The organism is Phycisphaerales bacterium AB-hyl4, assembly GCA_041821185.1.
GTDB lineage: Bacteria > Planctomycetota > Phycisphaerae > Phycisphaerales > Phycisphaeraceae > Natronomicrosphaera > Natronomicrosphaera hydrolytica.
In genome coordinates this window covers 78,158-90,338 of record JBGUBD010000014.1, presented here as the reverse complement: position 1 = coordinate 90,338, position 12,181 = coordinate 78,158, and the positions used below count along the sequence as shown (strand labels likewise).

Below are 12,181 nucleotides of genomic sequence, written 5' to 3'. Positions count from 1 at the left end.
GCAGGTCGACGCCCTTGGGGAAGAACTGGCGGATCAGGCCGTTGGTGTTTTCGTTCGCCCCGCGCTGCCAGGCCTTGTACGGCTCGGCGAAGTAGACGTTCAACTTCAACCGCTTCTCCAGCGTGGTGAAGCGGGCGAACTCGCTGCCGTTGGTCGACGTCTATTCGACTGTCCAGCGTCCGGGCTGGTCGTTGAAGTCCAGACGAATGATGCGTAAGGGCGTCGTTGCAAGCTGTTCTTCCCGCACCACTGTCATCGGCACCGGTTGCTCAAAGGTCATGCGCAGGACATGCCCGTCCAGCCGCCACGTGATCTGCTGTATCGCCGCGGACTGGCCGACGGTGAGTTCCACGTTGCCATGCGTTTCGCTCGACGCAACCACCTCGACATTCGGCCCGACAACGATCGGCAGGTACAGCGTGTGGTTCGCACCCGCCCCGCTGGTGTGACTGCCGCGGCTGGTCATGCGTTGGCCCTGGAAGGTGTAGGACCGCTCGAACACATCGTCGCCGCCGGTTGTGAGCGTGCTCGCCAGCTCGGCACGATCAACATCGCCGGTGAGTTTGCCGTGGGCTTTGTAGGTTGAGCGACGCTCGTCGGTCGGTGTTGTCCATGCGTCAGTGAGCGTCAGAATGACACCGTCGGGCTCGTCCGTGGAGGGGGTATGGTCACCGTTGATCGGTGTGTGCCCGAGCATGATCGGGCCGAACCGTTCATGCCAGAGCGTTGCCAGCCCGCTGCCGCCAAAGGCACGATCCGAATGAGCCCCGCCCCGATACAGCACGGCGTACCACGGCCCGAATCGTCCAGCCGTGAACTCATCCGCAAAGTGGCGGACGAACGGGCCCGGCTCTTCACAGGCAAGTTGGCCCGGCTGGGCAATCGGCGGTGCGTGGTAGCTGAGGTTAGCGCCCAATGGACCGGCGAGCCCCTGTCGATCGCCAAGCCGATCAAAGCCGACCGAGCGCATCCACCAGTGTTCCAGTGTCGCACGCGCGGCGTCGGGGTGCCAGACGGTCCACGAAATATTGGTGTGACCTTCACCTTGTTGCGGGTCACGGTGTACGAATCGTGAAGCGACGGGCCAGTCGGCCAGCAATCGCGCGGCGGGGTAGCCGCCCGCGAGTCCGCTGTTCGTGCGATGGTTCCAGTTGCGCGCCGAGACGAGGTCGCCGTCGGCACCGGTGACGGTGAGATGTCGGCGAAGCTCGAAGCTGCGAGCCACGCTGTCGCGCAGGCGTTCGTCGCCGCTGTTGCGGTAGAGCAGGCTCCACGCGTGCTCGTTCATGATGTTGTAAATGCCATCAAGGCCGCCGAATTCATAGTAATAGCCAGCCGGCGATTGGCCGAGGTTCGTGCTACCGGCGGTGTGGTTGATCAGCATGGTAAGGTTGCGTTCGTACGCCGCGGCGAGAAGCGGGTCGCCTGTGGCCTCGGCAGCGTCGTAAAGGCCAAGCAGGAGGTGGCCCCACTGGTTACTCATGAACGCGGTGTGGTAGGCGTATCGACCGAACAGCTCAACCAGCCCGTCGCGGTAGGCCTGCTGCAACGGCTCAGGCATGTCGTCGCCAATGAGTTTGTAAATACTGGCAATCGGCTCCAGAAAGAAAAACATATGCGTATCGAGCACCGGGCGGTCGGCACGCTCGGAAAACACCGCCTGGCGTTCGCCCACTGCCAGCCACAGCTGGAATACGCCGGCCATAATGCGATTGAGTAGACCCGGATTGCGGTAGTAGGGGTTGATCCCGTCCGCTTCATACGCATACAGCCATGCCAAAGTGTTCAGGTAACGTGTATCACGAAACGGCGAAGCCCAGTCGGGGTTGATCGGCTCGTCGGGTATGTCCGCCAGGTCGTAGGCAAACACGCCCAACTGCGGCGCATCGATGTCGAGCAGCTGATGCTCCATCAGGTCCGGCCCCTGGCTCAACGGACCGTAGGCGCCGACCATCGGCACGAGCTTGAGCATCTGATCATCCGACATCTGCGAAAAGTCAGGTCGGCTCGGTTCATCCACGTTCAGCGCCAGATCGGCTTCGCTGACCTCCGCCAGCCAGGTCGCCATCGGCACCTGCCAGCCGTGGGTCACACGACGCCCAGCGATATGGCGCACGCTTCGGCCGTACGCCTCGGCCGACGCACGGTCGGGCCACATCACGCTCGGCACGCCCAGCACCGCCACGCGGAACTCGCGGCCGCCTGTCGCATGCAGACGCCAGACGCTGTCGCCTTCAACGTCATCGAACCGCACACGCTTCCAACCCGTCGGCTCAACGGGTACCTCCACTGTCTTCACCAACCGATCATCCACGTCATACACTTCAATCGCCTGCCCCGGCGCGCGGGCGGCAACCCAAAGCTCCCAGAAGCTCGCATCACGCGGCAGGTAGATGTACTGGTCCGACACATGGCCGGGCAGTCCCAGCGTGTAGGCTCCGGTCACGCCGATTGGCTGGGCGGGCTCGGCTGCGAGCGCAAGGCCCCGGTGATAGCCGGTGATCGAAATGCGATATCGACCGGCCGGCTGGTCGGACAGGTCAATCTGCGTGCTGTACCACTGCGGGCCTTCTCGCGAAAGGTCGGCCGTGAGCACGCAGCGATCTTCCGGGTTGAACACGCGCAGTTCGAGGTTGGCCGGCTGTTCGTCCGCCAGCGGTGAGTCAGCCTGATAACTCAAGTCGACGACGGTCGCGTCGCCTTCGCGATGATTGACATGAAACACAGCCCCACTGTAGTTGCGTCGGTTGAAGTTCGGCGCGTCCCAGATCTGTCGCCCTTCCCTGGCAAGCAATGACTCGACCGGGTGGGCAATCTTGACCAGTTGCATGTCCAATACCCTCAGTTGCGTGCCTGCAATCGGTTCAGCCCGCCAGCCGCTTGCGCCGAACATCATGCTTTCGATGCGAGCCATGCCCGCCGGCGCGCGGTGGCCGGTGAAATCGTCGTCCAACGAAAGGCGAAGCGTTCGCGGGCCTCGCCAGTCCACCTCGAACTGCGTCAGGTAGTAGCCTTCGTCCCGGTCGCCGGTGCTGCGCAGTTGAAGGTTGATCTTTGCACCGGTGGCCCTGGCCGATTCGAGATGCAGCACCAGTTCGTCATAGCCGGACCAGTCCTCGGGCACCGCAGGGACATGCAGCCAGACCTGCCCCTGCTCCGCCGGCTGCCAGTTGAGAACGGTCTTGCCGGCTCTTCTGACAAAATCCGAGTTGCGAAACGCCCGGTGAGCGAACTTGCCCGTGGCAGGCAGCGATTCAAACGAAACACTTTCCTGAACCTCGCGAGCCAGTGGCTCGATCGACGCGAGCGTCGGCCCTTCGGAAGCGCCCGCCGTGTCGAACGCCGTGGCGGTGAACAGGCACGCGACCATGCCTGACAGGATCGTCAGAGCACGCCCGTTGGTTCGCTGGTTCATGGATAAACTCGCAAGCTATTGCCGCCAGGCCACTGGTTAAAGCAACGTCAGCCGGGCGTGTGGTGGGAGGCAGTCTATGACTGTTCGTTGATGAATCACAGCACGATCTCAGTATCGAAATTGCGTAAAGAGGCGGTGCAGCCAAGAGCTGTCGACGTACTTTTCATCCATCTGCACACGGCTGGCGTGGCCATCGAGATACCACTGATTGATGGACCCTTGATGGCGGTCGCCGATGAGGCTGTTTAACCACCAATGTGGCGAACCATACGTAGTGCCTGTGGCGTTGTAGAAGTCCGAGTCGAAAATGAGTGGCGTTTCCGACGGGCGATCATAGCTGGTACGGAAAGTACGTATGTAGTTGGGATGGTCGGGCGCCGCATTTTGATACATCGTAATATAGGTGTGACCGAGATGATCCATGGAATATGGACGGACATGGCCTCCCGAAGGACATTTCTCAATGTCCAAAGGGGTAATTGGCGAGCCGTCGCGCCACCAGTATCTGCCATTTACGCCCCCGAAATAATAAGGCCGAACGGCGAGAATACCCCATACCGAATGCCCCTCCAGGGTCACCCCTGCGGATTGAGGCAACCGTTCACCACCAGGCGAGTCGTCCGCATACTGAAGCAGCGCAACGCCGATCTGGCGGAAGTTCGACAGGCACGAGATCGCTTGCGCGCTCTGGCGTGCCGATTGCAGTGCAGGCAGCAGCAAAGCGATCAGCACCGCAATGATTGAGATCACGACCAGAAGCTCAATCAGGGTGAAAGCGCGAGGTTTCATCAGCGTACTCCTTGCTGGAATCAGCGGTCGAGTCGGTGGCAAACGGATGGTCTCCGCCTCGACAGAACACTTGCGGGCAGGCCGATTCACATCATCGGCATCTGCGATCACCATCCGCTTTGAACCCCGTTGCAATGCACGTCGCCCCGCATGACGGCACGACGCGCGAATCCGAAAAATACTGCTTATGCTGCGACTCGGCGACGTCGCCACATCAGCGCCGCCGCGGCACCCAGCCAGAGTGCGGCCCCGGCCGGCTCGGGAACCAACGTGTTGAACTCGGTGCGTGCGATGTTGCTCAGACGCACTTCGTCAATGATGCCTGCGAATCCGTCGACACCGCTGAGTGTGTTGCCCCCGATCCACATATTGTTCCACCAGCGTGAGTCATAGGTGAAGTCCTCCAGCACGTTGGTGACGACGGGGTTCGGCGTGGCGGTGCCGGTGTTGACGTCGTTCCAGTACATGCGGACGATCAGGTCGTCGCCAACTTCCTCCATGGACACGGCCAGGTGATACCAGGTATTGGCCAGAATCTCGCCCATGTCGAAATACGTGTCCTCTGTTCGGGCGGTCCCGCCCGACGGAGCCTGCGTTCGAACTCGGTAGTGAATCTGCGCACCACCGGTACCGTTGGGCTCAAGCCGAAGGATCTGCTGGTGCTGGCTGCGGTGCATCAGCGTCTGCCAAGCGTTAAAAGCGCCCCCGCCTGTGGTGTTCTGCGGCAGGTCGGCCTCATTCTCCCACATCATCCAGGCTTCGAAGGTCTGTGTCGCGGGATTGGTACCAGCGACACCCGTCGCCGACAGGCGAAGGTTGTCAGTCGAGCCGCCTTGGCGGAAGCCGGTAACGCCCTGGCCGAACAGCCCGGCGACAGACTCTGCGCTGACCGTGGCGCTCCCGGCCGCCTCGTATGTCAACGTATAGTTGTTGCCGCTGGCATCAGCGAAGGTGGTCGGCGGATCGTTGGTTTCATCCAGATGCCATAGGCCGATCGTATTCGCGTCGGCGACATAAGGCTGCACGCTCGCATCGGCGTGCATCAGGCCCGGGCCAGCCAATGCGGCAACGGCGACGATTGAAAACGGTCGGCGAAATGACAACATATGTTTCCTCCTACTGCTTGAATGGAATCGAACAGGAATCGATCACGGAAAACCAGTCCGCGTTACGAACGACGGACGGGTGCGATCGTCGCACCTTCGAACAGGGTCGTATCGAGCTGAACACTCATCGCGAGCGCATCAGGGTCAGCCAGCCGACGCCGAATGAGTTCGGGAATGGCGCGGCCGATCGTCTTCATGGGCAGATCGATACGCGTTAACGGCAGGTCTGTCTGCTCATCGCCCGCCATGCCGTAGCCGACCAGACTCATGTCCTCGGGCACGCGCAGCCCACGCGCCCGCAAGGCGCCGAGCATCGCGTGCGCCATCGCATCCGACGCCACCACGATGGCAGTGGGCTGTGGACGCAACGTAAGAATTTCACTCAGCCCCCGAGCGACCACGTCTTCAAGACTCTGAAAACGCCAGTCGCGCTCCAGAAGCACCATCGGCATCTTCTTCTGATCTGGCTGACACACCGCGAGCCCGGCCCAGACGGCGTGGCGAATGTTGTGAATCGACCACGCTTGACGGTCCACGACGGTCGACGAGTCAGACGCAAAAAATACGTTTTGAAAAGGAGCGTGGTGGTCGACCACGCCGAACCATGCAATCTCGCGATGCCCAAGCGAGGTCAGCCGATCCATGATCATGGCGCCTGAGCGATGCTCGTTGGCGTAGACGGCGTCGACGCCCTCCTGATAGTCGTGGGAGATCGCATAGACGACAGGAGCGGTCTCGCGCAGTTTCTCCACCCACGCCCGCGGGAACGGCCGACGCAACACCACGCCGTGCGGGCGGCGCTTTTTGCAGGCCTTCAACAGGTCTGCAATATCTTTCACCTCGACCACCTCCAGGGTGCCCCCCAGCTCCTCCAGCCGGTCCTTCAGGCCGTCGATCAATGCCTGCCCGGTCCGCGACTTGGCCAGATCGGCGGCCTTGCCGAAAACAGGCACCAGAAGACGCTGCCGAGCCTCATCCGAAGACGGCGCAACCGACTGCATCACCAGCCCTTTATGACGCGTGTAGCCCAAGCGGTCAGCAATGGCACGGATACGGCGACGTGTCTCGGGGTTAACGCGCCCCGTGCCGCGCAGCGAGCGGGAAGCCGTCATCAGACTGGTATTGGCCTGCTTGGCAATGTCTTGGAGAGTAGTGCCCATTATGAGTTAATCTATCTCACAACTTGCATCCTGTCAATAAGCCTTCGAGTAATTCATGGATTGGGATTCGAGCCCGGCACGCCGAAGAAGCGAAACGCGCGGGATTGGTGGATAGGCTTCAATTATCCTGGTGACAGGCACATTTTAACAAAAGGATACAGCCCAGACCCCGAAAACAAGCGGCACCGAGGGCCTTCTTCGGATCGCGGGCGTCAGCGTGCCGAGCCATTCATGGGTCGCCCACCCTGCTCAATATTGAGATATTTTCACTCAATTTTCACAGTTGTACACTTACCATGCTCTGGCTGATTTTAAAGATAAAGCAACTTCTTTTCTGTAATTCGCCGTTGCGTGGCGCTTCCCGGCCCGCCATGCCGGCCGCCGCCGTGGCGACCGGTCGAGGAGCTGGTGCAGCGACTGGACCAGGTTTCAAACCACGCCCCCGTGAAGGGGGCGATCCACATCACTACGCGACACTCAAAAACAGCCGTAAATGAGCCCCCAGCAAAAAGAGCAGATTTTTATCAGACAGCGCTCAACCCCGATCGAAAAAACCCGATCTGACATTATCCCCCGGCCAGCCGGGGTCGGCCTGACCAGCCGCAACCCAGCGACGACAGCAGCTTCCGTAACCGTACAACCTGATTCTCTCCTCGCTCGTCGCTGGGCGAAACTCGCCGCCGGGGTGGTTCCCGGCGGCATTTTTATGCACCCCAGCGACTGGAGGCCAGGAGATGATCGCAACCGCCCCCCACACCACGGACACGGCCCCGCCCACCTTTGCCCAACAGCATCACCAAGCTACCGGCTTCCGCGCGTGGCCCCGGTGGTTCACGCAGACCCACTTCTGGCGAAAGACCAAGGCCGAGCACCGGGCCGTCGTGCTGGAGCTGTACCAGAAGATTGCCAGCCAGCCAGCGACGTTTTCCGAGCTGGGAATCACTGTCCAACGGGGCCAATGGGCCATCAGCATGGAGGCGCTGGGCAAGGCCGCAGGGTGCAAAGAGCCGCGAGATACCGCCCGGCGGGTATTGCGGAACTTGAAGGCCGCCGGCATCGTCGACGCCCACACGGTTTACGGTAGAACGGCCACACACACCCAGGCACTTACGCTTGTAACTTGGCTTGATTCCGACGCTTACGATACGCCCGGCGACTGGAACGCCCATTCATCCGCCCAGCCACTCGCCCAGCCATCCGCCCATTCACCCGCCCATTCAACCGCCCACAGTAATACACCAGCTTTTTACATTCAGAATTACACCACTGAAAACACTAATGAAAGAGGGGAGCAGGCCGGGCCGGCTTCGCAGCCCGGCACCCCTGCCAGCGGCAACCCGCAGGGTGATCAGTTCTCACACCATGCCACCAGCGTAGCCCCCAACGGGCAGCCGAAGGCTGCGACCCGCGCAGGTGATTCTCCACAGCCGAAGGCTGCGACCAGCACAGCCACCCACACTCCGCCGAAGGCGAGCACCGGCGGAGATCCCACGGCCGAGGAACGGGCGCTGATCCTGTCCAGCGTGGACAACGTGAAGTTCTATCTGTGGTGGGGTATTGGTTACTTCCGCAATGGCATGAGCGCCGAAGGCCTCAAGCCCGCGACGGGCAACTGGTATCAGCACGTTGACCGGTGGACGGACGAAGACGGCAAGGACCGCTACAACCTCAACCTCGACCGCTGGACCCTTCAGCAGTTCGTGTCGTTCTACTGGTGGCGCGTCTGCCAGCATCGCCGCAACGAAAACCCGCAGTGCAATTTGAGCATGCCGCTGTGGGTGAAAGGCAAGGACCGGAAGCGACTGTTCGACCAGGTGAAGGCTTTGCAGGAACGCGGAACGCCCCAGCAGGTCTGGGCCTATCTTGACCGGCTGACCACGCACTTCGACCTGATCCGGTGGAAATTGGGCCGGCTGGGCCAATCGCTCTACCTCAACGAGAACACCATTAGCCATGGCGCGGTGGCCCCCATCGTCAGCGAGATGGTGGACTGGTCGCAGGATCGCTTGGAAGCTGAATACGAGGCCATGCTGAAGGCGCAGGAAAAGAAGTGATGACCTACACCCCCACCTTGGAGAATCGAACCATGACGACCATGCAGCACCTGACCGCCGACGACCTCACCGACCTTATGTTTCTCGCGAAGCAAACGATCCCACACCACTACACCGGAAACAACCACGACCGAGGATTCATCGGCATGGGCGAGGGGCCGTCAGGGCTTCGCGACGACCGCTGGCGGCAAATCATCGAACGATGCGTCCGGGGCTTGTCACGCGAAGCCCAGCACGAGCTGTGCGCCCTGTTGATGGTTGGACGTGGTGAAGATGAGCCGGAATGTTTCGCCAAGGCCGTGGAGTACGCCCAGCAAACGGACAACGAGCAGGGCTACCCGCTCGCGATGCACATGACCGCCAAGGCTTGCTTCTACGAAGACCTCGCCAACGGCCTGAACGCCATGAGCGTGACATGGCGACGAGAGGCCAACCCGTTTTAATCGCGGGCCAAAGTTGAAACCAGGAGAGTGAATATCAGGGCCGGGGCGCTGTACCACCACTGTGCAGCGCCCCCGCTCCAGCGCCGCCACCCCCGCCAGGTACTGGATGATCGCCGCCCGAATCGCCCAGTCGGCCACCTCGGCAAAGTCGGGTCCGTCGCCCGTGCGTTTCGCCAGAGCATATAGGGTACCCTCTGAAAATTCCTGTCAACGCGGCTTTCTCGGAAACGGCCGAGCCGCTTGGGAATGTTCAACCTGCTTGACCGCGTCAAAGTCGACTTCAATCCCGAGTGGTTCACGGTCCAACCACCATTTTCCGTCGTTGAGAAGATCAACAAGCCCTGCCTTTTCATCCGCGTACTCGTCCAAAAGAACTCCCGGGAATTCACCGATAAGCTGGCAAGGCACATCTTCGTCGTTCGTCTCAACAACAACAAAGGTGTCAAAGAGGTTTCTGAAGACTGCCCGAGCGACGATCGCATACCGCGCCAGTTCACAGGCGCGCGTAACAAGCTCACCATCCTTACTGGTGTCAATGGCGTCGAGGGGCACGTCTAAATGCACTGCTTCCGGGTTATTGCGTAACCGCACGTTCCGCAGGCCCATCTGGCGAATCTGCAGATTGTGCGACAGGGTGTTCATTAGAATGGATGCACGCTGCTCCACCGTGAGTTCGGCTTTCTGCCGCACTGCTTGGAGGACTTCGTCCATATGCCCACGAAGTTGCGTTCGCTGTTCCGGCGATAGGGCATTCAGAACAAACTGGGAATAGGTTGTAAAGTCCTTGAAAATTGCCTCGCCGATGTCGAGCCCGAAGATCTCGACGGCTGCCTCTATTGACTGCAGACACTCGAGCAACTGAAGTATACGATGCTGCAACTCATCGGGCGTCCACTCTACTACTTCGACTCTAGGCGAATTCCCTCGCTTGATGTTCTTGAAAACGATTCGGTCTGGCAGATAGGTCACGCCGGCAGCGCCCGTATGAGACATTGCATTTCGGACCCGCGGGTCGTATCCGGCGAGAAAAGACGGATCGCTGCCGAAGAACCCGTCAACCCTTGCAGCGAGGTACTCATACTTACTGCGTTCAGCCTGCCCTAAATCCGAAACCTCCATGCTTGTGAAGCTTCCTTCATTGAACTGGAAGCAAGCAACTACAAGCGATAGGTAGGGGTCGAACAGGTCCGACACAATGTGACGATATAAGTTTGCGCAATGGACACTCTCATTTGTCGATCCAGGCGTGAAACTTCCGATGCGTACGAGTTCTGCAGCAATGTGCTCGAAGTGACTTCTCGTCTGCTGACGGAGACCGCACCACGGAAAGAACACCTCGTTGAGAAAACGATCCTGATCTTTCTCCCGAGCTTCGTGCATGACACAAAGCAATAAATGGACAGTATCCAAGCGTATCTGAGCTAAGCCAATGTGATTGAGCTTTGCGAGCAGTTGATTTTTCTCGTCAGGCGACAGGTCGTCCAGACCTGCCCGTAGGAAGAACAGTTTCTCTATCTCTTCTGCCGTGTAGCCCGCAACTAACTCATCATCCTTATAGCGCATATTTTCTCCCGTGCAGTGGAAGGTCGGGGATGCACAACAGCATCAAGGCTAATTGCCGCTAAACCACCACTGGCGGTGCAAGTGCTGTTTTGAGTCACACACTGTGGCGACTGGTCGCGTAATCTCCGGGCTTGAGGTGTCCACGGGGCTTCCGCTCTTTTCGCTGACCAGCGATTATATAATAACGAGACCGGTGGTCCACAGTCCGGCCACGATAGACCAGTCCACTTGCACGCGGTTGCGTCCCGGGCTACTTGAGTCGGTCCAGGCACACGTCCTACCGCCCCCTCCACGCTTCGTGTGGGGTGGAAAGCTACTCGTGCCGATTTTCGGCCCATTCACAGGCTCGGGCTGACCTGTGAACATGCCGATCCTACGCATCAGTACCCTACCGATGAGGCGGGTGCCGAGGCTGCTGTGATCGGTAAAGTAGCGGAGGCTCGTGACGTACTCCGGAACACGCTACGCCACGCAGCGTGGGGCGAATCCGGCAGGCTGCTTAAGAACCCATTGCAACCCCTCCCCCCAAGTACGAACATCGAAAACTGAAGAGGTGTGCGAGATCAACCTTCAGGTTGGCAACCTAAACATCGACCACTACTTCAGCGGATCCTGGAACGCACGGGAGCGTGTTGTTAACCGCAACACCCTTCCTGCCAGGGCATTACAACATTCATGCCAGAAGTGTTCGCTCGCTCTGAAACCATTACGCATGGTAGAGGATGTAATTCTCGTTTGTTGGCTGAGCAACCAACTACTACGCTCACAACCCGGGGTTGGTGGCTCGCCACCACCACCTGGTCAGCGGGCACCACGGCGACGTCCTGGCCGGGGGTGTCTTGATCCGCCCACAGCAGGCGGTCCGCCAGCTTGTCGAGGGCTTGCCGGCCGATGCCATGGGCGGGGTCGTCGATCAGCACGGCGAGGTCGTCGAGGGCTCGCTGGGCGTCGTCTGCGGCGGTGGCCGGTCGTTCCTGCTGTTCCTGGTGCTGGGCGGTGATGTCCTGGGCGTACGGCGTCAGCCCGCCCCGCGATCGGCCGAGGCCGCGGCGGGCGTCGGCGTCGTGTTTTTTTCACCTCGCCGTCGGCGTCCCGTCGACGCGGTCGGATGCGCTTTGACGCTGGTGGCGTCCAGCTGCACCTCGTCCTGCTCGCCCGTCAGGTCCGTCTCGCCCAACGCCCGGCCCACGCGTTCCCACACGCCTTGGGCGCACCAGCGGTCGTAGCGTTTCCAGACGGTGTTGGGCCTGCCGAACCGCTCGGGCAGATCCGCCCAGGGGATGCCGGTTTTCAGGACGTAAAGCACCGCGTTGACGAACAGGCGGTTGTCGGCGGTCGTGCGGCCGGGATCGCCGGCCTTGCCCGGCAACAGGTTCTGAATGCGGTCCCACTGCTCATCCGTGAGTTCGTGACGTCGTCGCATGCTGGCCCTCCCTGGCCAAATCAAACCATAGGCGAACCAGCGGGGAATGTCCGTAGCACCTAGGGGTATGAACGCTAACCACCAGAACAGCAGTGATCCGAACCAGACCGGTCATCGGCCGCCCGTCCGGCGAAGCCGATCGGGCGTGGGTGGCGAGTTTATGGACCGCGTCCAATGCCGGGCTCGGCCGCCGCTAAGCCGGTGAATTGATTAGACAACGTTATTTAC

8 protein-coding genes and 1 pseudogene are annotated in these 12,181 nt (G+C 60.5%); 2 read left to right on the top strand and 7 right to left on the bottom strand.

From position 1 onward, the window contains the following. The 5 genes and pseudogenes from ACERK3_17425 to ACERK3_17405 all read right to left on the bottom strand — a co-directional run bounded on the left by ACERK3_17425 (position 1) and on the right by ACERK3_17405 (position 6,470). Positions 1–148 (bottom strand): annotated as a pseudogene (locus ACERK3_17425) (IS30 family transposase). 12 nt (positions 149–160) lie between these two features. Then, a complete protein-coding gene (locus tag ACERK3_17420) occupies positions 161–3,415 on the bottom strand; it encodes a hypothetical protein (protein MFA9480058.1) in 3,255 nt (1,084 codons plus the stop codon). Between the two features lie 108 nt (positions 3,416–3,523). Beyond that, positions 3,524–4,204 carry a type II secretion system protein gene (locus ACERK3_17415; GenBank protein MFA9480057.1) on the bottom strand — a complete coding sequence of 227 codons (681 nt, stop codon included), beginning with the start codon at positions 4,202–4,204 and terminating at the stop codon, positions 3,524–3,526. A 185-nt stretch (positions 4,205–4,389) separates the two neighbouring features. Continuing rightward, the gene (locus tag ACERK3_17410; GenBank protein MFA9480056.1) at positions 4,390–5,310 is read right to left on the bottom strand and encodes a LamG-like jellyroll fold domain-containing protein; all 921 of its coding nucleotides are present in this window, start codon (positions 5,308–5,310) and stop codon (positions 4,390–4,392) included. Positions 5,311–5,372: 62 nt separating this feature from the next. Beyond that, positions 5,373–6,470, bottom strand: coding sequence for a LacI family DNA-binding transcriptional regulator (locus ACERK3_17405; protein ID MFA9480055.1), 1,098 nt, complete (start codon positions 6,468–6,470; stop codon positions 5,373–5,375). A 734-nt stretch (positions 6,471–7,204) separates the two neighbouring features. Here ACERK3_17405 and ACERK3_17400 point away from each other — a divergent pair. Both ACERK3_17400 and ACERK3_17395 read left to right on the top strand, forming a co-directional pair. Continuing rightward, positions 7,205–8,524: a hypothetical protein gene (locus tag ACERK3_17400; GenBank protein MFA9480054.1), complete on the top strand. Its 1,320-nt coding sequence runs from the start codon at positions 7,205–7,207 to the stop codon at positions 8,522–8,524. 32 nt (positions 8,525–8,556) lie between these two features. Then, on the top strand, positions 8,557–8,967 hold the full coding sequence (locus tag ACERK3_17395; GenBank protein ID MFA9480053.1) for a DUF3775 domain-containing protein: 411 nt from the start codon (positions 8,557–8,559) through the stop codon (positions 8,965–8,967). Positions 8,968–9,174: 207 nt separating this feature from the next. Here the strand turns inward: ACERK3_17395 and ACERK3_17390 are convergent, their stop codons facing one another. Continuing rightward, entirely contained in the window at positions 9,175–10,530 is a 1,356-nt protein-coding gene (locus tag ACERK3_17390) for a hypothetical protein (protein ID MFA9480052.1), read from the bottom strand. A gap of 1,018 nt (positions 10,531–11,548) precedes the next feature. Then, the gene (locus tag ACERK3_17385; protein MFA9480051.1) at positions 11,549–11,953 is read right to left on the bottom strand and encodes an IS5 family transposase; all 405 of its coding nucleotides are present in this window, start codon (positions 11,951–11,953) and stop codon (positions 11,549–11,551) included. Positions 11,954–12,181: the final 228 nt, after the last annotated feature.

Coding starts and splice junctions, on each gene's coding strand:
- ACERK3_17390 (MFA9480052.1), bottom strand. CDS start 10,530: ATGCGCTATAAGGATGATGAGTTAGTTGCGGGCTACACGGCAGAAGAG.
- ACERK3_17395 (MFA9480053.1), top strand. CDS start 8,557: ATGACGACCATGCAGCACCTGACCGCCGACGACCTCACCGACCTTATG.
- ACERK3_17410 (MFA9480056.1), bottom strand. CDS start 5,310: ATGTTGTCATTTCGCCGACCGTTTTCAATCGTCGCCGTTGCCGCATTG.
- ACERK3_17415 (MFA9480057.1), bottom strand. CDS start 4,204: ATGAAACCTCGCGCTTTCACCCTGATTGAGCTTCTGGTCGTGATCTCA.
- ACERK3_17385 (MFA9480051.1), bottom strand. CDS start 11,953: ATGCGACGACGTCACGAACTCACGGATGAGCAGTGGGACCGCATTCAG.
- ACERK3_17405 (MFA9480055.1), bottom strand. CDS start 6,470: ATGGGCACTACTCTCCAAGACATTGCCAAGCAGGCCAATACCAGTCTG.
- ACERK3_17400 (MFA9480054.1), top strand. CDS start 7,205: ATGATCGCAACCGCCCCCCACACCACGGACACGGCCCCGCCCACCTTT.
- ACERK3_17420 (MFA9480058.1), bottom strand. CDS start 3,415: ATGAACCAGCGAACCAACGGGCGTGCTCTGACGATCCTGTCAGGCATG.